This is a genomic window from Paraburkholderia sp. GV068, assembly GCF_003058125.1.
Classification (GTDB): Bacteria; Pseudomonadota; Gammaproteobacteria; order Burkholderiales; family Burkholderiaceae; genus Paraburkholderia; species Paraburkholderia graminis.
In genome coordinates, this window is the sequence record NZ_QBUB01000012.1 from 239,974 (window position 1) to 263,108 (window position 23,135).

The 23,135-nt window shown below is 64.2% G+C and carries 24 protein-coding genes; 15 read left to right on the forward strand and 9 right to left on the reverse strand.

Annotated elements, in window-relative coordinates:
* Positions 1–43 precede the first annotated feature (43 nt).
* The 5 genes from C8K18_RS23685 to pxpB form a co-directional block, all read right to left on the reverse strand.
* Complete coding sequence (locus C8K18_RS23685; protein ID WP_006052558.1) at positions 44–1,000, reverse strand: DUF979 domain-containing protein; 957 nt, start codon at positions 998–1,000, stop codon at positions 44–46.
* Entirely contained in the window at positions 997–1,752 is a 756-nt protein-coding gene (locus C8K18_RS23690; protein ID WP_006052559.1) for a DUF969 domain-containing protein, read from the reverse strand. Before C8K18_RS23690 ends, C8K18_RS23685 begins: the two co-directional genes overlap by 4 nt.
* 290 nt (positions 1,753–2,042) lie before the next feature.
* Positions 2,043–2,795, reverse strand: coding sequence for a 5-oxoprolinase subunit PxpA (gene pxpA, locus C8K18_RS23695; RefSeq protein WP_006052560.1), 753 nt, complete (start codon positions 2,793–2,795; stop codon positions 2,043–2,045).
* Between the two features lie 17 nt (positions 2,796–2,812).
* Positions 2,813–3,865 (reverse strand): biotin-dependent carboxyltransferase family protein, encoded by a 1,053-nt coding sequence (locus C8K18_RS23700; protein WP_006052561.1) that lies wholly within the window; start codon positions 3,863–3,865, stop codon positions 2,813–2,815.
* Entirely contained in the window at positions 3,862–4,515 is a 654-nt protein-coding gene (gene pxpB, locus C8K18_RS23705) for a 5-oxoprolinase subunit PxpB (protein WP_107709938.1), read from the reverse strand. The genes C8K18_RS23700 and pxpB overlap by 4 nt, the downstream gene beginning before the upstream one ends.
* Positions 4,516–4,729: 214 nt before the next feature.
* Between pxpB and C8K18_RS23710 the strand changes: the two genes are divergently transcribed.
* Complete coding sequence (locus C8K18_RS23710; protein ID WP_006052563.1) at positions 4,730–5,242, forward strand: winged helix DNA-binding protein; 513 nt, start codon at positions 4,730–4,732, stop codon at positions 5,240–5,242.
* A gap of 98 nt (positions 5,243–5,340) precedes the next feature.
* On the opposite strand, the gene C8K18_RS23715 is transcribed toward C8K18_RS23710, so the two are convergent.
* On the reverse strand, positions 5,341–5,940 hold the full coding sequence (locus C8K18_RS23715) for a 5-formyltetrahydrofolate cyclo-ligase (protein WP_161966579.1): 600 nt from the start codon (positions 5,938–5,940) through the stop codon (positions 5,341–5,343).
* A 20-nt stretch (positions 5,941–5,960) separates the two neighbouring features.
* On the opposite strand from C8K18_RS23715, the gene C8K18_RS23720 reads away from it, so the two are divergent.
* The 4 genes from C8K18_RS23720 (at position 5,961) to C8K18_RS23735 (ending at position 10,881) form a co-directional block, all read left to right on the forward strand.
* Positions 5,961–7,928: a lytic transglycosylase domain-containing protein gene (locus C8K18_RS23720; protein WP_053858851.1), complete on the forward strand. Its 1,968-nt coding sequence runs from the start codon at positions 5,961–5,963 to the stop codon at positions 7,926–7,928.
* A gap of 87 nt (positions 7,929–8,015) precedes the next feature.
* On the forward strand, positions 8,016–8,969 hold the full coding sequence (locus C8K18_RS23725; protein ID WP_053858850.1) for a complex I NDUFA9 subunit family protein: 954 nt from the start codon (positions 8,016–8,018) through the stop codon (positions 8,967–8,969).
* Positions 8,970–8,998: 29 nt separating this feature from the next.
* On the forward strand, positions 8,999–9,652 hold the full coding sequence (locus C8K18_RS23730) for a glutathione S-transferase family protein (protein WP_107709936.1): 654 nt from the start codon (positions 8,999–9,001) through the stop codon (positions 9,650–9,652).
* Positions 9,649–10,881, forward strand: a complete 1,233-nt coding sequence (locus C8K18_RS23735) for a multifunctional CCA addition/repair protein (protein WP_006052569.1) — start codon at positions 9,649–9,651, stop codon at positions 10,879–10,881. Before C8K18_RS23730 ends, C8K18_RS23735 begins: the two co-directional genes overlap by 4 nt.
* Before the next feature lie 60 nt (positions 10,882–10,941).
* Here the strand turns inward: C8K18_RS23735 and C8K18_RS23740 are convergent, their stop codons facing one another.
* Both C8K18_RS23740 and C8K18_RS23745 read right to left on the reverse strand, forming a co-directional pair.
* Entirely contained in the window at positions 10,942–11,136 is a 195-nt protein-coding gene (locus C8K18_RS23740) for a DUF2905 domain-containing protein (RefSeq protein ID WP_006052570.1), read from the reverse strand.
* 16 nt (positions 11,137–11,152) lie between these two features.
* Complete coding sequence (locus tag C8K18_RS23745; RefSeq protein WP_107709934.1) at positions 11,153–12,343, reverse strand: class I SAM-dependent methyltransferase; 1,191 nt, start codon at positions 12,341–12,343, stop codon at positions 11,153–11,155.
* Positions 12,344–12,356: 13 nt separating this feature from the next.
* Here C8K18_RS23745 and C8K18_RS23750 point away from each other — a divergent pair, with 13 nt between their 5' ends.
* The 5 genes from C8K18_RS23750 (at position 12,357) to glmS (ending at position 17,999) form a co-directional block, all read left to right on the forward strand.
* Positions 12,357–13,175: an SDR family oxidoreductase gene (locus C8K18_RS23750; protein ID WP_107709932.1), complete on the forward strand. Its 819-nt coding sequence runs from the start codon at positions 12,357–12,359 to the stop codon at positions 13,173–13,175.
* A gap of 55 nt (positions 13,176–13,230) precedes the next feature.
* Entirely contained in the window at positions 13,231–13,626 is a 396-nt protein-coding gene (locus C8K18_RS23755) for a dihydroneopterin aldolase (protein WP_006052574.1), read from the forward strand.
* Between the two features lie 3 nt (positions 13,627–13,629).
* Entirely contained in the window at positions 13,630–14,604 is a 975-nt protein-coding gene (gene ttcA / locus C8K18_RS23760; protein ID WP_107709929.1) for a tRNA 2-thiocytidine(32) synthetase TtcA, read from the forward strand.
* A gap of 128 nt (positions 14,605–14,732) precedes the next feature.
* A complete protein-coding gene (gene glmU, locus C8K18_RS23765; protein WP_006052576.1) occupies positions 14,733–16,118 on the forward strand; it encodes a bifunctional UDP-N-acetylglucosamine diphosphorylase/glucosamine-1-phosphate N-acetyltransferase GlmU in 1,386 nt (461 codons plus the stop codon).
* Between the two features lie 63 nt (positions 16,119–16,181).
* Entirely contained in the window at positions 16,182–17,999 is a 1,818-nt protein-coding gene (gene glmS / locus C8K18_RS23770; RefSeq protein ID WP_029970908.1) for a glutamine--fructose-6-phosphate transaminase (isomerizing), read from the forward strand.
* A gap of 146 nt (positions 18,000–18,145) precedes the next feature.
* Here the strand turns inward: glmS and C8K18_RS23775 are convergent, their stop codons facing one another.
* Positions 18,146–18,406 carry a DUF6723 family protein gene (locus C8K18_RS23775; protein WP_029970907.1) on the reverse strand — a complete coding sequence of 87 codons (261 nt, stop codon included), beginning with the start codon at positions 18,404–18,406 and terminating at the stop codon, positions 18,146–18,148.
* Positions 18,407–18,739: 333 nt separating this feature from the next.
* On the opposite strand from C8K18_RS23775, the gene C8K18_RS23780 reads away from it, so the two are divergent.
* The 5 genes from C8K18_RS23780 to C8K18_RS23805 all read left to right on the forward strand — a co-directional run bounded on the left by C8K18_RS23780 (position 18,740) and on the right by C8K18_RS23805 (position 22,921).
* Positions 18,740–19,417 (forward strand): transglycosylase SLT domain-containing protein, encoded by a 678-nt coding sequence (locus C8K18_RS23780; protein WP_107709927.1) that lies wholly within the window; start codon positions 18,740–18,742, stop codon positions 19,415–19,417.
* A gap of 273 nt (positions 19,418–19,690) precedes the next feature.
* Positions 19,691–20,407: a DUF2242 domain-containing protein gene (locus C8K18_RS23785; protein WP_107710087.1), complete on the forward strand. Its 717-nt coding sequence runs from the start codon at positions 19,691–19,693 to the stop codon at positions 20,405–20,407.
* Between the two features lie 788 nt (positions 20,408–21,195).
* The gene (locus tag C8K18_RS23795) at positions 21,196–21,456 is read left to right on the forward strand and encodes a hypothetical protein (protein WP_006052581.1); all 261 of its coding nucleotides are present in this window, start codon (positions 21,196–21,198) and stop codon (positions 21,454–21,456) included.
* A gap of 277 nt (positions 21,457–21,733) precedes the next feature.
* Positions 21,734–22,486, forward strand: a complete 753-nt coding sequence (locus C8K18_RS23800; RefSeq protein WP_006052582.1) for an IclR family transcriptional regulator C-terminal domain-containing protein — start codon at positions 21,734–21,736, stop codon at positions 22,484–22,486.
* Between the two features lie 222 nt (positions 22,487–22,708).
* The gene (locus C8K18_RS23805) at positions 22,709–22,921 is read left to right on the forward strand and encodes a hypothetical protein (RefSeq protein WP_006052583.1); all 213 of its coding nucleotides are present in this window, start codon (positions 22,709–22,711) and stop codon (positions 22,919–22,921) included.
* Positions 22,922–23,135 lie beyond the last annotated feature (214 nt).

Genomic DNA, 23,135 nt, shown 5'->3' on the forward strand with positions numbered 1-23,135 from the left:
TCGCGTGGCACATCGGAACCGGCTTCCTTCCCGGTGCAATCTTCTACATGAACATCAGGAAATTGAGCAGGAAGATGTTCACGACCAGCAGGGTCAGCGCAGTCGGAATCTGCACTTTGATCACCGCGTTCTTGTCCGGCAGTTCGAGCAGCGCGGCCGGCACCATGTTGAAGTTCGCGGCCATCGGCGTCATCAGCGTGCCGCAGTAGCCCGAGAACATGCCGATCGCCACCATCACGGCCGGATTGCCGTGGAACACGCCGACCAGAATCGGCACGCCTACGCCGCCCGTCATCACCGGGAACGCGGCGAAGCCGTTGCCCATGACCATCGTGAAGAGTGCCATGCCGATGCAGTACACGGCCACCGCGATGAAGCGGTAATCGAGGCTGATGTACGCAGTCGTCACGTGAGCGACGGCCTTGCCGACACCCGCATCGGAGAACACGAGGCCGAGCATGCCGAGCATTTGCGGCAGCACCGCGGCCCACGAGAGCGCGTCGACGAGGCGGCGCGCTTCCTTCATCGACTGGCCGACCGTGTCGCGCGTCAGCACGCAGGCAATGGCGAGCGCGATCACGCAGCCGATGCCGAAGCCGATCAACGTGACGTTGGCCTTTTCGATCAGCGGCAGCCCGCCGAACACGAGGTGGCTCGCCGACAACGTGACGATCACGGTGATCACGGGAATCGTCAGCGCGGGCACGAACAGCTTGTTGCGAAGACGCGCGGCGCTCGCCTTGCGCGCTTCGAGCGACAGCACGCGCGCTTTGCCGGCGGTGACGCCGCCAAAGCCGGCAATCAGCGCCATCGCGATCACCGCGACGCCGACCACGGCGGGCGGCAGCTTGTCGCCGATCAGAAAGATCAGCGCGTAGAGAATCCAGAAACCGCCGGCCGTGAGGCGGCGCGGGTGTTCCTTGTCGGTAACGATCATGCCGCCGATGATCAGCAGCACCACGCCCAGCAGCCAGAACAGATAGGTAATCGTGAGCGTCATGCTTTATCTCCTGCAGCCGGTTGAGCACGTTGAGCCGGCGCTGCGGTGTTGCCCGCATTCGCGTTGCCACGCAATTCGCGGTCGAGCTTGCGGTCGAGCAGATACAGGCGGAAGCCGTGAATGAGGAACGCGCAGATCGCGGTCGGAATGCCCCACACCGCAACATGAATCGGCTCGACGATGATGCCGGCTTCTTTGAGGAACGTGGTCATCAGCACGATCGCGCCGAACGCGACGAAAATGTCCTCGCCGAAGAACAGGCCGACGTTGTCCGTTGCCGCCGAGAACGCGCGCAGCTTGAAGCGCACCGCGTCGCTGATCTTGCCGAAGCGCGTTTCGGTCGCGCCTTCGGCCATCGGCGCGATGAGCGGACGCACCATCTGCGGATGTCCGCCGAGACCCGTCAGGCCGACCGCCGCGGTGAGCTCGCGCACGAGCAGATAGACGATCAGAAGACGCCCGGCCGTGGCGGCCTTGATGCCGCTGATCCACGTCTGCGCGCGCTCGCGCAGGCCGTGCCGTTCGAGCAGCCCGATCACCGCGAGCGGCAGCAGAATGATCAACGGAATGTTGCGCGTCTTGATGAATCCCGTGCCGATTTCGGCGAGGATTTTCTCTGGCGGGAAGTGCGCGGCCAGGCCGGTGATGATCGCGGCGACCGCCACGATCAGCATCGGATTGAACCGCAATAAAAAGCCAACGATGATGACGGCCACGCCGATCAGCGGCCATAAACTGACTGTTGTCTGCATCTGGATCTCCAAACAGGTTTTCGACCTTGCCGCTTGTGGCGGCTAACATGAGCCGGCGCGGGCGATCCCCGCGCCGTGTTTTGCGCGGCTCTTGGCGGCCGCGTTGCTGCGTACTGCGACTTCGACTGCAACTGCGCTTGCAACTTCATTTGCAACTTCATCTGCTGCGAGAATCCGCCGCCGATACGGGCAACGTTCATCGAATCGTCCCGTATCTGGCGAACGCCCCGCTTAAAGCGGGGCGTCGGAGAAAGTATTCAATGCGTCATAAAAAAGCGTTCGCGCCGGCTTCAGACGCTTGCCGCGCCGGCGGCGTGCACTTCGATGCCGGCCTGCTCGAGCGCAGTGCGAATGCGCCGCGCAAACGCGAGCGCATGCGGACCGTCGCCGTGCAGGCAAATGGTTTGCGCGTTGAGCGGCACCCATTGGCCGTCGACGGCGCGCACCCGCTGCTCACGCACCATCGCGAGCGTGCGTTCGAGCACTTCGTCTTCGTCGTCGAGCAGCGCGCCCGGCTCCTTGCGCGGCACCAGCGAGCCGTCGGCGCGATAGCCGCGATCGGCGAAGACTTCTTCGATGGCGGTCAGCCCCGCGTTGCGCGCGGCCGTCACGAGCCCGCTGTTGGCGAGCGCGAACACCGCGACCGACGGATCGAAGTCATGCACTGCCGAGACGATCGCGTCCGCGATCTTCGGATCGCGCGCGGCCTGGTTATAGAGCGCGCCGTGCGGCTTGACGTGCGCGATGCGCCCGCCCTCGGCCTGCGCGATTGCCGACAGCGCGCCGAGCTGATACAGCACGCCTGCGTAGATCTCGCTCGCCGGCAAGTCCATTTCCTTGCGGCCGAAATTTTCCGGGTCGTTGAAGCTCGGATGCGCGCCGATCGACACGCCTTTTTGCACCGCCCAGCGCACGCAGTCGCGCATCGCGTTCGCGCCGCCCGCGTGCCAGCCGCATGCGATATTCGCGGAGCTGACGAGGTCGAGCAGCGCTTCGTCGGAGCCGCAGCCTTCGCCGAGATCGGCGTTCAGATCGATTTCCATGGTGTTCCCCTGCCTGGTTACAGCGCCGCGACGGCCATCTGCCGCGCACAGCGTTCTTCATGCATTGCGATAGCGGCGTCGATCTGCCGCAAATACGTGCGCTCGTCGAGCAGAGCCTGGCGCGCCTCATCGGGTGTGGTCGGAATGAAGCGCACCGCCGCGTTCAGGCGCACCTGCGCGAGCTTCCACAAGTCGGCCTGGATCACCGCGCCGATCTTCGGATAGCCGCCGGTCGTCTGCGCATCGCTCATCAGCACGATCGGCTGGCCGTTCGGCGGCACCTGGATCGTGCCGGGCAGCACCGCGTGCGACAGCAGATCGGCCTTCTCTTTGCGCTTCAGCTCGCTGCCGGCGAGCCGGTAGCCCATGCGATTGCTGTTCGGCGTGACGAGCCACTCGTCGGACCAGAACGACTCGTGCGCTTCGTCGGCGAAGCTGTCGTACTCGGGGCCGCGCAGCACGCGGATCGGCACGGCCCACGGCACGCCCGTCGGATGACGGCCGCGCCGCAGCGGTTCGTCGACGAGCACGAACTTGCACCAGGCGGGCGCCTTCACGCCGAATTCCGGCGCTTCCGGCGAGAAGCCGACCTGGCCGCGCTGCGGCGGCGCGCCGAGCGGCACGCGGTCGCCGTCGCGCAGCGCCCGGCCGCCGAGGCCGCCGAAGCGGCCGGTGAGGTCCGTGCTGCGCGAACCGAGCATCGGCAAGACGTCGATGCCGCCCGCGATGCACACGTAGCCGCGCATGCCGCGCTTCGCCGCGTTCAGCACGAGTTCCTGCCCGGCTTTGACCGGCAGACTCCACCACGAGTAGACCGGCTTGCCGTCGAGCGTCGCGCCGAATTCCGTCCCGGTGATGGCGACGCGCGTCGCGCGAAGAAAACGCAGCACGGTCGGGCCGAAGGTGATTTCGAGGCCGGCCGCGTCGGGCCGGTTGCCGACCAGCCGGTTGCCGACTTCCAGCGACAAGCGGTCGAGCGCCCCGCCCATCGCGACGCCGAGATGCCGGTAGCCGTGACGGCCGAGGTCCTGAATGGTGGTCAAAAGACCTGCGCGAATCACGTCGATCATGCGTGTATCCCCGCGATGGTGAAGCGCACCCGGTCGCCCGGCTGCAACAGCGTGGGCGGGCGGCGTGCGGGATCGAAGAGCGGCAGTTCGGTGCGGCCGATCAACTGCCAGCCGCCAGGCGACGTCGCCGGATAAATGCCCGTCTGCTCTCCGCCGATGCCGACCGAACCCGCCGGCACCTCGAGCCGCGGCGACGCGCGGCGCGGCGTATGCAGCGCCGCTTCGAGGCCGCCCATGTACGCGAAGCCCGGCTGGAAGCCGAGGAAAAACACCACATACTGACCGCCCGAATGCCGCTCGATCACTTCCCGCGTGCTCAGACCGGTGTGGTTGGCGACGGCGGCCAGGTCGGGGCCGAACTCGCCGCCGTACTGAACCGGAATGTCGACGTCGCGGCCCGCAGCCGGCGCCTGGCCGGCTGCGCCCCACGCCTGTTGCAAGCGGTCCGCGAGCGCCTCGCGATCGGCTTCCAGCGGATCGAACACCAGGGTCAGGTTGTTCATGCCCGGCACGACTTCCAGCACATGCGGCCAGTCGCGCGCGAGTTCGGCCGCCGCCCACACGCGACGCTGGCAGTCGAGCGTCGCGGGCGGGGGCGCCTCGCAGACCAGCGCGGCGTCGCCGAGCGGAAAGATTTTGGGTTGGCTCATGGCTTGAAGACCCGGAGAAGTCGAAGAGTTCTGCATTGCGCACCGTCGGGAAAAACGCGGCAGGACCGTTGCGCGATGTCTGGAGCGTACATTGTCAATAAAATATCAACAATTTATCAATAAGAGTTTTCGCCAGGCTCGCCGCCGCGCGCTCGTCGTCGTACACTCCCGACAACTCTTGACCCTTCTTCACACCGATTCCCGAGAAACACACATGTCGCGGCATCCCACCAAGATCGTCTCGTCGGAACATCTCGTGTCCGACACGAGCGCGGAGCTGTCCGAGCTCGAGTACGCGCTCATCATGGCCGGCAACGCATTCAACCGATGGATGGTGCGCTGCATGTCGGCGGCCGGGGAAAAGGACATGACGGCCATCGAGGTCTCGCTGCTGCATCACGTGAGTCATCGCGAGCGACGCAAGAAGCTGGCCGACATCTGCTTCGTGCTGAACATCGAGGACACGCACGTTGCGACCTACGCGCTGAAGAAGCTCGTAGCTAGAGGGTATGTAAAAAGCGAAAAGACCGGCAAGGAAGTGTTTTTTTCCGCGACCGACGCGGGCCGCGCGCTCTGCCTGAAGTACCGCGAAGTGCGCGAGAGCTGCCTGATTTCGACGCTGAAGGAAAGCGGCCTCACCAACGAACAGATCGGCGAGGCGGCGCAGTTGATGCGCAATGCGTCCGGCATGTACGACACGGCCGCGCGCGCGGCGGCGTCGTTATAAAGACGAGGCGGCGGCGCGTCGTCGTTGAAGGTAAGCGAAGCTCGAACGGGTGCGTGCTGTTGTCTGCGCCTCGAGCCATTTCTCGCTGTGCCTAACGCCTAACCCGCGGCCCGCGCGTGCAGTCCGCTTTCGGTGACGATCATATCGAGCGGAATGTCGTGAGCCTCGCGCTCGAGCGCCACCGTTCGGCACGCCTCGTATCCGACGCCCACCGTGATCGGCTTCGTCGCGCCGGGCCAGCCAGCGAGCGTGCGGTCGTAATAGCCGCCGCCGTAACCGAGCCGGTAGCCGTCGGCATCGAAACCCACGCAGGGCACGAGCAATAGCTCGGGAATCACCAGTCGTTCGGTCGCGGGTTCAGCGATCTTGTGATGGCCGATCTTCATCGGCGTATCCGGCGACCATGCGTGAAACTCGAGCGGCACGCCGCGTTCCCTGATGATCGGCAGACTGGCCTCGCGCGCCGAGCCGCCCGCGAGCCAGATCGAGATCGCTGCGCGCGCATCGAATTCGCCCGCGAGCGGCCAGTAAAAGCCGACGCTTCGCACGTCGAAATGCTTCAGCGCGTCGAGCACGCGGCGCGCGAGCGCGGCATTGTTCGCCGGCTCGGAAGCCGCTTGCAGCCTTGTTTCCAATAGCGTCCGGCGCAGTGTCTTTTTCGATTCCGCCGAAGGGTTGCATGCTATGCTTGGGTTCAATTCGCGCTCCAGAAACAACGATGTCAAAAAGTCTTTATCGAGTATATCGCGCGGCCGGTATGGCGCTTGCCGCAGCCGCTCTCGTCGCATGCAGCACGGCGTCAGCCGTCAAGCCTCTTCCCATTTCGCAGCTCACCAACGACGACCAGATTTTCGTCCAGTTGCGCGAGGCTGCCCGCAATAACGACGCGGCGCGCGCGGCGCAGCTCGCGAGCATGATTCCGGGCTATCCGGCGCCTTCTTATCTGGAGTACTTCCAGATCAAGCCGCAGCTCTTCGATTCGGGCGGCCACGCGCGCGTCGACGCACCCGACGCGCCGGTGCTCGCGTTCCTGCAGAAGTACGACGGCCAGGCCATTGCCGACCGCATGCGCAACGACTACCTCACGGTTCTCGGCTCGCGCCACGACTGGCGCAACTTCGACCAGCAATACGCACGCTTCGTGCTGAACGACGACACGCAGGTGAAGTGCTACGCGCTCGAATCGCGTGCGTCGCGCGGCGAGAATGTCGCGGACGCGGCGCGCGCGCTGCTCGTCGATCCGAAATGGTACGGCGACGGCTGCGTCGATCTGATCACGATCCTCGGCGTCAACAAGCAGTTCAGCACCGACGACGTCTGGCAGCAGATCCGTCTCGCCTACGAACAGAACTACACGAATACCGGCAGCAAGCTCGTCGACGCGCTCGGCAGCCAGGCGCCCGATCCCGTGCTGTTCGGCCAGGCCACCAGCACGCCGCCGCTGCTGCTCGCGCGCGGCGTCGGCGCCGATCCGCAATCGCATCAACTCGCGTTGCTCGCGATCACGCGCATGGCGCGCAACGATCCGGCCATGGCCGCGGCCACGTTTGCATCGGTGGCGCCCTCGCTGAATTCGCCGGAGCGCGCCATCGGCTGGGGCACGATTGCGTATCAGGCGGCGGCCAAGCAGATGCCGAGCGCCGCGGACTGGTATCGGCTGTCGGCCAACGCGCCGCTCTCGAATCCCGCCTACGAATGGCGCACGCGCACCGCGTTGCTCGCCGGAGACTGGAACATGGTGCGCTGGTCGATCGAACAGATGCCGGCCGCGCTGCGCAACCAGCCTTCGTGGACTTACTGGCATGGCCGCGCGCTCAAGCAGGCGGGCGACACGACCACGGCCAACCAGGAATTCGAGTCGATCTCGCAGGGCTTTAACTTCTACGGCCAACTCGCCGCGGAAGAACTCGGCCAGAAGATCGCGGTGCCGCCAAAAACCACGGTCACCGATTCCGAAATCCAGCAGGCCGGCAATACGCCGGGCTTCGATCTCGCGCAGCGCTTCTACGCGCTGAATCTGCGGCTCGAAGGCAATCGCGAATGGAACTGGCCGCTGCGCAACATGAGCGACCGTCAGTTGCTGGCCGCCGCCGAATACGCGCGCCGTATCCAGTTGTACGACCGCGCGGTGAACACGGCGGATCGCACGAAAACCGAACACGACTTCTCGCTGCGCTATCTGTCGCCGTTCCGCGACATTGTCGAGCGTGATGCGCAGTCGAACGGGCTGGACGTGGAATGGGCCTACGGGCTGATCCGCCAGGAATCGCGCTTCATCATGAACGCGCGCTCCGAAGTCGGCGCGAGCGGCCTGATGCAGTTGATGCCCGCCACCGCGCAACTGGTCGCGAAGAAGATCGGCCTCGGCCCGATTTCTCGCGAGCAGATGAACGACATCAATACAAACATTCTGCTCGGCACCAACTACCTGTCGATGATCTACAATCAGTTCGACGGTTCGGCCGTGCTGGCCACCGCGGGTTACAACGCCGGTCCGGGCCGTCCGCGCAACTGGCGGCAGACGTTGCAGCACCCGGTTGAAGGCGCGATCTTCGCCGAGGCGATTCCGTTCCAGGAAACGCGCGACTACGTCAAGAATGTGTTGTCCAACACGGTCTACTACGCGGCATTGTTCGAAGGCCGTCCGCAATCGCTGAAGGCGCGTCTGGGTTACATCGCACCGTAAGCGCCGTGCCACCGCTGCCTCGCTGCAATTGCGAGGCGGCGGTGCGCCACGCCAGCCGTTGCCGCGGCTTCCACCAGGGAGTCGAAAATGCGACATAAAGCCATTGCGATCATCGGCGGTTCCGGGTTTATCGGAAGCCATCTCGTCAACGCCCTCGTTGAAATGGGCAAGGACGTGCGCATCGCCACACGGCGGCGTTACAACGCGCGCCATCTCACGCTGCTGCCCATCGACGTGATCGAAACCGATGTGTTCGATCCGGTCCAGCTCGCGCGTTTTGTCGAAGGCGCAGACTGCGTGATCAATCTCGTCGGCACGCTGCATGGCAAACGCCGCACGCCGTATGGTCCCGAGTTCGCGCGCGCGCACGTCGAATTGCCCACTAAAATCGCGGCGGCTTGCGAAGGCAAGGGCGTGCATCGGCTGATTCATTTGAGCGCGCTCGGCGCCGATTCGAACGGTCCGAGCATGTACGCGCGCTCGAAGGGCGACGGCGAGAAAGCGGTGCACGCGGCGAATCTCGCGTGGACGGTGTTCCGGCCTTCCGTCGTGTTCGGCGCGGAAGACCAGTTCCTCAACAAGTTCGCGTTCTTGCAGCGCATCTTTCCGGTGATTCCGCTCGCCATGCCGGACGCGAAGTTCCAGCCGGTCTATGTCGGCGACGTCGCCAAGGCGATCGTCAACGTGCTCGACCTCGATGCGGCCAACGGCAAGACCTATGAACTCGGCGGCCCGAGCGTCTATACGCTCGAAGAACTCGTCAGATATTGCGGCGACGTGATCGGCCGGCATGCCAGCATCATCCGCCTGCCCGAAGCGCTCGCGCGCATGCAAGCCATGACGTTCGAGTTGGCGCCGGGCGAACCGGTCATCACGCGCGACAATCTTGATTCGATGAAACAGGACAACGTGCTAAGCCGCCCGCTCGCGCCCGAGCTCGGCCTCGAGCCGGCCAGCATCGAAACGATCGCGCCCGTGTATCTGACCGGCGCCTCGGCACGTTCGCGTTTCGACACGTTCCGCGCGAGCGCGGGCCGCTGACTTTTTCTCTACTTCTCATACGAACCCGCATGAAGCTGCTTATTGGTGACAAGAACTATTCGTCGTGGTCGATGCGGCCGTGGCTGCTGTTCAGGCATTTCGGCATCGCATTCGACGAAGTGCTGATCCATCTGAATCAGCCCGGCACCAATGCTGCGGTGCTCGCGCAGGCGCCGAACGGTCCGGGCAAGATTCCCTGTCTGATCGACGACGCGGGTCTTGCCGTGTGGGACTCGCTCGCCATCGCCGAAACGCTCGCCGAGCGCTTTCCTCAGCACGCGCTGTGGCCGCGCGATGCGGCGGCGCGCGCGCATGCTCGCAGCGTTAGCGCGGAGATGCATTCGGGCTTCGGCGAACTGCGCTCGAATATGTGGATGAACATTCGCGCGTCGTTTGCCGGCAAGAACGCGACGCCGGGCGTGCTGGCCGACATCGCGCGTATCGAGGCGATCTGGCGTGACTGCCTCGATACCTATGGCGGTCCGTTCCTGTTCGGCGAGTTCAGCATTGCCGACGCGATGTATGCGCCGGTGGCCATGCGCTTCAGGACGTGGCAGCCGCCGTTGTCGGAGACGTCGCTGGCTTATGTTCGCCGGCTGAGCGCGCAGCCCGCAGTGAAAGCCTGGATCGACGACGCGTTGAGCGAGACGCACACCATCGCGTATCTAGACGAATGCCCATGAATATATATGCAGTAGGCGGCGCGATTCGCGACGAATTGCTGGGCGTGCCGGTGCAGGACCGCGATTACGTGGTGGTCGGCGCGACGCCCGAGCAGATGATCGCGCAGGGTTACCGTCCGGTGGGCAAGGATTTTCCTGTGTTCCTGCATCCGCAGACGCATGAGGAGTACGCGCTCGCGCGAACCGAGCGCAAGACCGCGGCCGGTTATCACGGCTTCCAGTTTTTCTATGCGCCCGACGTGACGCTCGAGGAAGACCTGGCGCGCCGCGATCTCACCATCAACGCGATGGCGCGCGAAGTGCGCCCCGACGGCGAGCTGACCGGGCCGGTCATCGATCCGTTCGGCGGTCAGCGCGATCTCGAGGCGAAACTTTTTCGCCACGTCAGCGACGCGTTTCTCGAAGACCCGGTGCGCATCCTGCGAATCGCGCGCTTTGCCGCGCGTTTCGCCGATTTCAGCGTCGCGCCCGAGACGCTCGCGCTGATGCGCAAGATGGTCGCCGACGGCGAAGTGGATGCGCTCGTCGCCGAACGCGTGTGGCAGGAGGTGTCGCGTGGTCTGATGGAAAAAAAGCCGTCGCGCATGTTCGACGTGCTGCGCGAGTGCGGCGCGTTGGCGCGCATTCTGCCGGAAATCGACGCGCTATTCGGCGTGCCGCAGCGCGCCGACTATCACCCCGAGGTCGACACGGGCGTGCACGTCATGATGGTGCTCGACCACGCCGCGCAGCAAGGCTACGCGCTGCCCGTGCGGTTCGCCGCGCTCACGCACGACCTCGGTAAAGCCACTACGCCTGAAGACATCCTGCCGCGGCATCTCGGCCACGAAGGGCGCAGCGTGGATCTGCTCAAGCCGCTGTGCGAGCGCTTGCGCGTGCCGAACGAATGCCGCGATCTCGCATTGCTGGTGGCGCGCGAGCACGGCAACATTCATCGCGTGATGGAAATGGGCGCGGCTGCGCTCGTGCGCCTGCTCGAGCGCAGCGACGCGATTCGCAAGCCGTCGCGTTTTGCCGAAGCCTTGCAGGCTTGCGAAGCCGACGCGCGCGGACGGCTCGGTTTCGAGGCGCGCGACTATCCGCAGGCCGAGCGCTTGAGAGTCGCGCTCGTCGCGGCGCGCGGCGTGGATGCGGGTGCGGTCGCGAAGCAACTCGCCGATGCGCCGGCCGGCATCAAGGACGCCGTGCATCAGGAGCGTGTGCGGGCGGTGGCGGCGGCGCTGGAGTGAAACGCTCGATGCACGGGCCGCCGTTGCCTGTCAGCGCAAACCGCGTTCGAGAAACCGCAGCTACAAGAGCCGCGCGATAAACGACAGTAGCATCGACAGCAACAGCGTCGACATGAACGGGAAATGATATTCGCGTCCGAAAAGACGCACGGTCACGTCACCGGGCATGCGTCCAATGCCGAGCTTGCGAAGCCACGGCCAGCAGGCCGACAGCACCGCGAGAGCAACGAACGTGGTCAGCAGCCAGCGGATCATGACGCTTCTCCCGGCGTCACAACGTATGCGACCGGTCGCCGCTTGCAAACGCCTGCAGCGTGTCTTCGAGTCCGCGCGAGAACGCGATCACCTTGAAGAGCTCACCCATCTCGGCCTCCGACAACAGCTTCTGGACCGCATTCGCCGCGGGCAGAAAGCGCGCGGTGTCGGCGGGATCGATTTCGGAAAGCGCATCCGTAATGCCCGCGTTCAGCAGGAAGCGTGCTTGCGATGTGAAGCCCAGCAGGTCCGCGCCGGTCTCGACGCCCGCTTCGGCGATGCCGGTGAATTCCACGTGCGCGGTAATGTCCTGCAAGCCCGGATAAACAAACGGATCGCCGTGCGCGCGATGCCGGTAGTGGCACATCAGCGTGCCTTGCGCGCGCTGCGCATGGTAGTACTCGTGACGCGGGAAGCCATAGTCGATGAAAAACGCCGCGCCGCGCGCGAGCATCGTGCAGATGGTCCGCGTGAAGGCACGAGCGGCGTCGTGCGTCTCCGCCACGTAATCGCCGCCGCCGGTGTCGATTTCCGAGAGCAGCGCCGTATCGGCCGACGCGGACATTTCACGGTCTTCGAATGCGAACCAGCCGTCGCGCCAGACGACGCCACGTTCGCGCCACCCGCCGTCGACGGAAGCGAACAGCCGCACGGGCATCGCGTCCAGCACCTCGTTGCCGATCACCACGCCTTCGAAGCGCTCGGGCAACGCGTCGAGCCAGCGCACTTTGGCGGCGAGCGCGGGCGCGGCGGCTGCGATGGTTTCGCGCTGACGCTCGCGCAATTCGCCGGATAGATCGACGATCGAATAGCTGTCGAACTCGGCGCCGAGTGCAGCCAGTGCGTTGAGCAGGCCGGCCGCGAGCTTGCCGGTGCCCGCGCCGAACTCCATTACGTCGCGCGTGCCGCTTGTCTGCAACGCTTCGGCGATGGGCCGCGCAAGCGTGGCCGCGAAGAGCGGCGACAGTTCGGGCGCCGTGACGAAGTCGCTGCCGTCGTCGCCGCGCAGCCCGAATTTGCGGGCGCCGCCGCTGTAATAGCCGAGTCCGGGCGCGTACAGCGCGCGCTCCATGTAGCGGTCGAACGGCAGCCAGCCGCCGGCATCGTCGAGTTCGGCGCGAATCCGGGCGACGAGCGCTTCTGACTGCGCGAGCGCGCTTGAGCTGGGAGCAGGTAAACTATCGGGTTGGTGAGCTTTCGGATTCATCCCCGCATTGTAAATGACCGCTTCCACGGACACTGCCGGCGCCCGCGCGCCTGAAACGCCGCGCGTCGTGCTGATTACCGGCGCCGCGCGCCGCATCGGACGCGCGCTCGCGCTTGGCTTTGCCGCGCGCGGCTGGGACGTGGCGGTCCACTACGGCGCCTCGCGGCACGAAGCCGAAGAGGTGGTTGCGGAAATCGTCGGCATGGGCCGCCGGGCGGTGGCCTTGCACGCCGAACTGGGCGATGAGGCCCAAGTCACGGGCCTGTTGCCGGCCTGTATCGCCGCGCTCGGCCGGCCGGCGTGCATCGTGAACAACGCCTCGCGCTTCGAGGAAGACACCGCGCTCGACGTCGGCTATGAGCTGCTGCTGAAGCTGACCGCGATGAACCTCGGCGCGCCGCTCGTGCTCGCGCGCATGCTGCACGACGCGACGCCGCAAGCCGCGCTGACGGACGAAACGCAGCGCAGCGTGGTCATCAACGTGCTGGATCAGAAGCTGTACAACATGAACCCGGACTACCTGTCGTATACGTTGTCGAAGGCGGCGTTGCAGACCGCCACGGTCGCGCTTGCGCAGGCGTTGGCGCCCATGGTGCGGGTGGTCGGGCTTGCGCCGGGCCTCACGATGCAATCCGCCGATCAGACGCCGGAAAGCTTTGCGGCGGCTCACACCGTTACGCCGTTGGGTCGCGCGTCGCGGCCCGAAGATGTCGTCGCCGCCGCGCTGTATCTCGCGGATGCAAGCGGCGTCACTGGAACGACGCTGGTTGTCGACGGCGGGCAGCACCTCGTGCCGCTGCCGCGCGACGTGATGTTTTTGACGGGCGCCTGAAGCACCGCTTGCGCCCCCTTGCGTGCCACGCACGCTTTTTTCGACTGGAACGAACATGTTTGCCGCTCTTTCGCATCCCCGGCTTGCCGATTGCCGCCGGCTCTTTCTGCGCAATTACGAAGTGCACATCAACATCGGCGTGCACGACTTCGAAAAGCGCGGCGAACAGCGCGTGGTGATCAACGTCGAACTGTTCGTGCCGCTCGCGCTGTCCACGCCGGTTGAAGACAAGCTGGCCGAAGTCGTCGACTACGACTTCATGCGATCCACCATTTCGCGCCGCGTCGAGCAAGGTCATATTCATCTGCAGGAAACGCTGTGCGACGATCTGGTGAAGACCATGCTCGAGCATCCGCAAGTGCGGGCCGCGCGCGTGTCGACAGAAAAGCCCGATGTGTATCCCGACTGCGACGCGGTGGGCGTCGAAGTATTCCGAATCAAAGAGGACTGAGCCATGAACGCTCCCGAAATCATGGACGCCGCCGCGCCCGCCGCTCGCGAAAAGTCGCCGCTCACGCGCCGCGAGCAGAAAGAGGCGTACGAGAACAACAAGCTCTTCAAGCGGCTCGCGCGCCAGGTGGGCCAGGCGATCGGCGACTTCAACATGATCGAGAACGGCGACAAGGTGATGGTGTGCCTGTCGGGCGGCAAGGACAGCTACGCAATGCTCGACGTGCTGATGCGCCTGCGCGAGCGCGCGCCGATCAACTTCGACATCGTCGCGGTCAACCTCGATCAGAAGCAGCCCGGCTTTCCGGAACACGTGCTGCCCGAGTATCTGAAGCAACTGGACATTCCGTTTCATATCGAGAATCAGGATACCTACAGCATCGTCAAGCGGCTGGTGCCCGAGGGCAAGACCACGTGCTCGCTGTGCTCGCGGCTGCGGCGCGGCATTCTGTACCGCGTGGCGGGCGAACTCGGCGCGACCAAGATCGCGCTCGGCCATCATCGCGACGACATTCTGCAAACGCTGCTGCTCAACATGTTCTACGGCGGCAAGCTGAAGGGCATGCCGCCCAAGCTGCAATCGGACGACGGCAAAAACATCGTGATCCGTCCGCTCGCTTACGTGAAGGAAACCGATCTGGAAAAGTACGCCGAGCTGCGTGAATTCCCGATCATTCCGTGCAATCTGTGCGGCAGTCAGCCGAACCTGAAGCGTGCGGAAATGAAGGCGCTGATTCGCGATTGGGAGAAGCGCTTTCCGGGCCGCATCGAGAACATGTTCAATGCGTTGACGAACGTCGTGCCGTCGCATCTGATGGATCACAAGCTGTTTCCGTTCGCGGATTTGCGCGCGACCGGCGAGGCCGACCCGCAAGGCGACATCGCATTCGACGAAGAACCGTGTTCGACCGATGCGAGTGACGGTGCGCCGCTCGGTGCGGCGCGGCCGATCTCGATTGTGCAGTTCGACGATCTGTGACCGGAAGTCCCGCATAAAAGGCGCTTCTTCACTTACTTTCGCTTGCAATGTGGCCGCTTTCGCGGCCATTTTCGCGAGAGGGTGCGTGATAGAATCGTCGGCTCCAAACTAGTCTATATGCCGACGCCATGAACATCGTGATTTTGGCGGCAGGCACCGGTAAGCGCATGCGTTCCGCGCTGCCCAAGGTGCTCCATCCCCTGGCCGGCCGGCCGCTCCTCGCTCATGTCATCGACACTGCCCGCACGCTGAAGCCCACGCGCCTCGTCGTGGTAATCGGCCACGGCGCCGAGGCGGTTCGCGATGCGGTCGCCGCGCCCGACGTCCAGTTCGCCGTGCAGGAGCAACAGCTCGGCACTGGCCACGCGGTGCAGCAGGCGTTGCCGCTTCTCGATCCTTCGGTGCCTACGCTCGTGCTGTATGGCGACGTGCCGCTCACGCGCGCCAGCACCTTGCAGGCGCTTGTCGAGCGCGCGGGCGAGGGTGCAGGCGAGGGCACAGGTGGCGGCGCTTATGGCGTGCTCACCGTGAAGCTCGCGGACCCGAGCGGCTACGGCCGCATCGTGCGCGATCCGCAAGGCAATGTGTCGCGCATCGTCGAACAGAAAGATGCGAGCGCCGATCAGCTTCTCATCGACGAGATCAACACCGGCATCGTCGTTGCGCCGACCGGCCCGCTGTCGGGCTGGCTCGCCGCGCTGAAGAACGATAACGCGCAAGGCGAGTTCTATCTGACCGACGCCGTGGAACTGGCGATCGAAGCGGGTCTCGACGTCGTCACCACGCAGCCGCAGGACGAGTGGGAAACGCTCGGCGTGAACAGCAAGCAGCAGCTTGCCGAACTCGAGCGGATTCACCAGCGCAATACGGCGGATGCGTTGCTCGTGGCCGGCGTGACGCTGGCCGACCCGGCGCGAGTGGATGTGCGCGGTACGCTCGAATGCGGCCGCGATGTGTCCATCGACGTGAATTGCGTATTCGAAGGCCGCGTCACGCTTGCCGATAACGTGACGATCGGACCGAACTGCGTGATCCGTAACGCGAGCATTGGCGCAGGCACGCGGGTCGATGCGTTCACGCATATCGAAGGCGCGGAAGTCGGCGCGCACGTCGTGCTCGGACCGTATGCGCGGCTGCGCCCAGGCGCGTCGCTGAAGGACGAATCGCACGTCGGCAACTTCGTCGAAGTGAAGAACGCGGTGCTCGGCCACGGCTCGAAGGCGAATCACCTCACCTATATCGGCGACTCGGATATTGGCGCACGCGTGAATATTGGTGCGGGCACCATCACCTGCAATTACGACGGCGCGAACAAGTTCCGCACGATCATCGAAGACGACGTGTTCGTCGGCTCCGACACGCAACTCGTTGCGCCGGTGCGCGTGAAGCGCGGCGCGACAATCGCGGCGGGCACGACGGTCTGGAAGGACGTCGAAGCGGACGCGCTCGTGCTGAACGACAAGACGCAAACCAGCAAGACGGGCTATGTACGCCCGACCAAAAAGAAGAATTGACGAAGAGCGTGGGCGCCGCGATTCGCGCCTTCGCACATTCCAGCACTGAATAGGAACAAGACCATGTGCGGCATTGTCGGCGCGGCAGCGCAACGTAATATCGTCCCCGTCCTGATCGAAGGACTGCGGCGGCTCGAATACCGCGGCTACGATTCGTGCGGCGTCGCGGTCCTGGGCGAAAGCGGCCCGGCGCGCGCGCGCAGCGTGGCGCGCGTCGCCGATCTGGACGAGCAGGTGCGCGAGAGCCAACTCGGCGGCATTACCGGTATTGCGCATACGCGCTGGGCGACGCACGGCGCGCCCGTGACCGACAATGCCCATCCGATCTTCTCGAAAGATGCGCTGGCGTTGGTACACAACGGCATCATCGAGAATTACGAGTCGTTGCGCGAGATGCTGCGTGGCAAGGGTTACACGTTTGTCTCGCAGACCGACACAGAGGTTATCGCGCATCTGATTCACAGCCTGTATCGCGGCGATCTGTTCGCGACGGTGCGCGAGGCCGTCGGGCAACTGCACGGCGCTTATGCGATCGCGGTGCTGCATAAAGACCAGCCGCATACGGTGGTCGGCGCGCGCCAGGGTTCGCCGCTCGTGGTCGGGCTCGGCGACGGCGAGAACTTCCTCGCGTCCGACGCGCTCGCGCTCGCGGGCAGCACCGAGCGCTTCATTTTCCTGGAAGAAGGCGACGTCTGCGAGTTGACGCTCGAAGGCGTGCGGATCGCGGATCGCGAGGGCAACGAAGCGCTGCGCGAAGTGCGTCAGGTCGCGGCGTACGGCGGCGCGGTCGAGCTCGGCCCGTATCGCCACTTCATGCAGAAAGAGATTTTCGAGCAGCCGCGCGCGATCTCGGACACGATTCCGCCGTCCGATTCGTTCGACGCGTCGCTGTTCGGCGAGGGCGCCGGCAAGGTGTTCGCGGACATCGACAATCTGCTGATCCTCGCGTGCGGCACGAGCTACTACTCGGGGCTCACGGCGAAGTACTGGCTCGAGTCGATCGCGAAGATTCCGACGCAAGTCGAAATTGCCAGCGAGTATCGCTATCGCGAGTCGGTGCCGAATCCGAAGTCGCTCGTCGTGGTGATCTCGCAGTCGGGCGAAACCGCGGATACGCTCGCGGCGCTCAAGCATGCGCAGACGCTTGGGCATCGGCATACGCTGGCGGTGTGCAACGTCGGCACGAGCGCGATGGTGCGTCAGACCGAGCTCGCGTTCCTCACGCATGCGGGCCGCGAAATCGGCGTCGCGTCGACGAAGGCATTCACTACTCAGCTCGTCGCGCTATTCGTGCTGGCCGTCACGCTTGCGAAGCTGCGCGGGCGCGTGAGCCCGGAGCAGGAGGCCGAATACTTCAGGCAACTGCGCCATCTGCCGGCTGCGCTCAATAGCGTGCTGGCGTTGGAGCCGCAAATCATCGCGTGGTCGGAGGAATTTTCGCGCAAGGAACATGCATTGTTCCTCGGACGCGGCATGCATTATCCGATCGCGCTGGAAGGCGCGCTGAAGCTAAAGGAGATTTCCTACATTCACGCGGAAGCTTATCCCGCTGGCGAGTTGAAGCACGGGCCGCTCGCGCTCGTGACCGAGGCGATGCCGGTGGTCACCGTCGCGCCGAACGACGCGTTGCTGGAGAAGCTGAAGTCAAACATTCAGGAAGTGCGAGCGCGCGGCGGCCAGCTCTACGTTTTCGCCGACGCGGACACGAAGATCGTCAACGACGAAGGTCTGCATGTGATTCGCATGCCTGAACACTATGGCGTGCTTTCGCCGATCCTGCATGTGGTGCCGCTGCAGTTGCTCGCGTATCACACGGCTTGCGCGCGTGGCACGGATGTCGATAAGCCGCGGAATCTGGCGAAGTCGGTGACGGTGGAGTGAGGGCGGGGGAGCGTTGCGGGTCTGTGCTGAGTAGCGCATCCAGCAAAAAGCGCCGGCTAGCCGGCGCTTTTTTATTGCAACTTTCGTTTATGCAACCGCGGCCATGCACCGCGCGGCACCTGTGCCACACGTGCCGCTTATGCGCCTCACAACTCCGGCCGCGCGAGGTCGCTCGTGACGATGTGCTCGCCGTAGACCTGTGCCGCGGCGACCGCTTCGAGCTTCGTCGGGTACGGCCCGAGTTCGGGCGCGCCGTCGAACGGGAACAGCACGCGGCCGTCCGTGGTTCGGACGACCTTCAACACGCCGAAGAAGCGTCGATAGCCCACCAGCCTGGAGGTCGTCGATATGTCGAAATCGTCCTCTGACGCGGCGGGGACGCTCGGGATAAATGCGGTCTTGCTCATACAGAAGACGTCTCGGGTTTGATAAGCCTGCGATTGCCGCGGACGGCTGGCCGTCCACGGCGCGAACGTCATTGTCTCAAATCCGCGGGAACGGGGCGGTTTAGCTTATGCGCCGATCGTTGCGATAGGCCCGACTGATTCGCTAGTTTGCAACTAACGGACCAAATGTCTGCATCTACAAACGGCGCGGAGCAAGCAGTGAGGCGACGCCGCGTGCCTCCGTATGCACGGCTCGCGCGCGCCGGCACTTTGCTTTGCATCCGCATTCAATTCAAGAGATGCCAATTTTTTAGGCAAGGTTATAATGCGCAGACTTTTCCTCAGACCTTTCCCATGAGCCGGTTACTCTGCCTGATTCTGCTTTCGCTTGGCCTCGCGCAATCCGCGGTGGCCGAGGAAAATGGCGACCGCGTGTCCGCCTATCTGACGCAGAAATTCGGGCTCGCCAAGGAAAAGGCCGAGAAAATATCCGATGCGGTTCAATCGGCGGCATCCAGATATTCGTTGCCGCCGGCGCTGCTGCTCGCGATTATCTCGATCGAATCCCGCTTCAAGGAAAAGGCCAAGGGCGCCAACGGCGCAACCGGGTTGATGCAGGTGGTGCCGAGCGCGCATCGCGGGCTTCTGAGGAACGTGAAGGATCTCACCGAACCGACGGCGAACATCGAGGTCGGCTCCGCGATTCTGTACGGCTACATGCGCTCGGCGAACGGCGACATGAACGCCGCGCTCAAGAGCTACGGCGGCTCGCAAGCGTACGCGCAGAAAGTCAGCTTGCGCGCCGGCGACTTTGCGGGCGTGGCCACGCCGCAAGACCCCATCAAGAATCTCAACGCGAAGACCGATGCGTGCGACGCTCACGCGACGGGCCGTTGCTCGCCTGCGCCCGGCAACGCGAGTAATGGAGGCGCTGTCGCTCCGGCTAACGCGGCGGGTGCTAATACGGCGGCGGCTAATGTCGGTGCAAGTGGGGCGGTAGCGTCGGCGGGGCTTGCCGCGGTGGCGAATTAATCGGCGGCGCTTGTTTGCGTTTCTTCGCTGATGTGCAGGGCGGAGCGTCGTCAAGGTAGCCCTGGTGGCGCCTGCGGCCCTAGCGGCAGTCTCAGCGGCACTCATTCAGTGCTGCCATCTTCACCATCCCCCCATCCACCAGACACCGACAGACGGCCGCCACTCGCGCACCGTCGGCTTCGTTGCACGCTTTTTACGCACAAGCGTCAACCGCTCTACAATGCATTTCCCTCGCGGCTCGTCCGCATGTACGCAGCGCTTTTTAGATTGACCATGTCCACCTCGCTTTTCAAAACCACCGTGGCCTCGCTGTGCGGCCTGATGCTGCTCGCCGCTTGCAGCAGCGCGCCCACGCCGAAATTCCAGCAGGAGTTGTTCGAAACCGGCGCGAGTCCGTACGCGCGCAATTTCAATTCGAGCGTGACCGACACCTGCGAAGCGGCGCGCCGCGCGCTGCTGAGCCAGGGCTATCTGACGACGATGACGCGCAACGATACCGTCGACGGCACCAAGAACTTTCAGCCGTCCGGCGATACGCATGTTGTCGTCGAATTTCACGTCGTGTGCACGCCGGGCGAGGAGGCGAGCAGTACGAGCATCGTCTACGTGAATGCGGTGCAGAACGGCTTCGCGCTGAAGAAGAGCGATACGTCGGCGAGCGTTGGCTTGAGTGTGCTCGGGTCGCTGTCGCTGCCGATACGCTCGAACAGCGACGCGATGGTGAAGATCTCCAGTGAGACCATTCCGTCAGGCAAGTTCTACGACCGTTTCTTTGGTCTCGTCGATCATTATCTGCAGACGGTCGTGCGCACCCAGCCGGTGGTCAACGACCGCATCGAAACGCATCTGTTGCCGATGCCGGTCGAGGCAGCGCCGCCCGCATCTGCGTCGATGTCTGCGCCGATGTCCGCGCCAGCGTCCGATACGCCGGAGCTGATCGGCAAGGCCGCCTCCGTCCAACCGGCGAGCGAAGCCGGCACGCTTCGCTGACTCTTCATTGATTCTTCACTGACTCCTCCCCACTGCCTCGCCGCTGAACGCAGCGCGCTTCGCTTGCAAAAGCGGCGTGCGGCGGCAGTTCTCCTATGTCGTTTACTTCCTTCGTATACATACGTAGTAGTAGTTAACAAGGGTTAGCCCGCTCTGTGGATAACCGCTGATTCTTCCGTTACATCAAGGTAATGGGAATTCGATAACCCTGCGGGACGACTCTGTAGAAAAACTACGAAGCCGGGATAAGTTTGGGGCGGCCGGCAGCGAAGTCGGTCTTATCAAGATTTCGCGCACAGCCTGTTCCATGCACTGTCCCGAGGTTATGCAAAGGCTCGTGTGGATAACTCGTAGTTAGCGCCGCGTTCGGCGCGCGGTTGTCTTTCGTCTGCCGTTTGCTCGCGAGCGTACAGACCGCTTACAGCGCGAAGCGCACATTGAACGTGGCGGTACGAAGCTTGCGACTCTCTTTTTGCAAGCGTGAGTGTTGCTATTTCGTCAAAAAGCTTTGGCAATGCCCGATCGAGGCATAGAGTTAAAGTGTTTTCTGAAGTTATTGGTGCGGTGCGGGGGTGTGGAATGAAGCGCAGAACAGCACGACAGTTGGTCCGTCTTCTCTCGGATATCAGACATGCTACCCATTGCAGCACGCTGCGGGCGGCGGCGACGAACCGGGATATGGCGCTTGCATCGGCCGAGCGGGACGAAGCCTCGCGCGACAGTCAATCCAGCGACGATACCGACACCACCCGCGAAGCCCCGGAAAACAAGCCGGCGAGGAGCGGATCATGAGAGCCGCGAGCGAACAGTCGTTGCGTTTCCTCGTCGATAAATGGCTCGCGCCGGCGCCTTCGGCGGCTGTCCACGTCACCGAATTCAGCCGCACGCGCGTCGGCGGCCGACGCTATGTGCGCGTCGAGACTTCCGCGGTTGACGCCGCTACCGGCTCGCGCGGACTCTTCTTCTTTCGCCACGACGACGGCTGCTGGTGCGTTTTTCCGCCGACGGCCGACTCCCCGCACCTCTATACGCATCCGCGAGCCGCTTGAGCAGCCGTCGCTGCGGCACTCGGTCGTACTACTTCCGCTTGCGCGCGCTTGAGTTAAAACGCACACCGATTCGCCCCACTACAACCCGACGCACGGCGTGACAGGCCACCGTCCTCGCGCGCGATAATCGCGCGAAGACGCCACGGCTTCGGGCACAATTGCGCGCAAACAACCGCATTCCCTGCTCCGCCGCATGCCCCGTATTTCGCGCGGCCGACGCTGGCGGCATGGCGACGGTCGCATCGCCACATTAGCGGGCGAAAATCTCAGGCAACCGATGGACGACAAAGACTGGATCGCCGGCGCCGCGAAGGCATTGGCGATCATCGAGGCATTCGACGAAGAGCACGCGCGCATGACGCCCACGGCAGTAGCCGGCCGCGCCGGCTTGTCGCGCACGGCGGCGCGCCGCTATCTGCTGACGCTGCGCGAACTCGGCTACGTCGACACGGACGGCAAGCTGTTCTGGCTCGCGCCGCGTGTGCTGCGGCTCGGGCAGTCGTATCTCGACTCCGCGCGCTTGCCGCGCACGGTCCAGCCCTTCCTGCAACGGATCACGGCGACGCTCCAGGAAACGGCGCTGGTCGCGATTCTCGACGAACACGACGTGGTTTACGTCGCCCGCAACGGCGTGAATCGGGCGATGGCGGTCGGCTTCGTGCTCGGCTCGCGCGCGCCGGCGCCTTTGTCGTCGGCGGGATTGGTGTTGCTGGCGTTTCAGGCGCCCGAGAGCATCGAGCAATGGCTCGCGTCGTATCCGATCAAGGTGTTCACGCCGCACACGTATGCCACCATCGAACGGCTGCGCGAAGTGCTCGGCGAAATCCGGCGCAACGGCTACGTGGTCACCGATCAGCAACTCGAGCTCGGCGTGCGCGGCGTCGCGGTGCCCTTGCGCGACCGGCACGGCACGGTCGTCGCGGCGATCAGCGTCAGCATGCCGATCGGCGAAGAATCGGCGAACGCCGCGCTGCACCGCGTTCTGCCGACGTTGCTCGAGACCGCGAGCCTGCTGCGCAACCTCGTCTGACGGCGGGCCAGGGAATCTCCCTGGTATCGCGCGCTTATGGGTGAAAGCGTCTCGAAAGCGAGCTGTCTCCAGGAAAATACATATCGGGTTTTGCGCATGACAAACTCCCTACGCCAGGTAATACTCTCCCGCGGGGAGCGGCAGGGCGCCTGAGCCCTGTGTGCTTCACCGTGCAGCTATTTCATTCACACTGACTCAGTCGTTAGGTTTGGGGAACAACACATGAAAAAAGTTATCGTCTCGCTCGCAGCTGCATCGATCGCGCTGGTCTCGGTTCAAGCTTTCGCACAAGCATCGGACGCAGCCGCTCCGGCCGCTGCAGCTAGCGCACCGAAGAAGCACCACGTCAAGAAGCTGAAGTCGCACGGCAAGCGCGCTCCGGTCGCTGCAGCGGCATCGGCAGCCGGCACGAACGACAAGGGCACGCAGAACTAAGCAGGCGCCCGTTCGCCAGGCAGCGCTGCTTCGTTCGTTGTACGCGCCGCTAATGCGGCGCTCGTCAGCCGGATTGAATGCAGTCGCCAAGCAAAAAGGCCAGAGCTCGTGCTCTGGCCTCAGACTGCTGACAAAGTACCCCCCAAAGCCTGGCCACGCGCCGGGCTTTGTCGTTTAATGGGCGTCATGCTCAGGAAACCGACACCCATGCAGC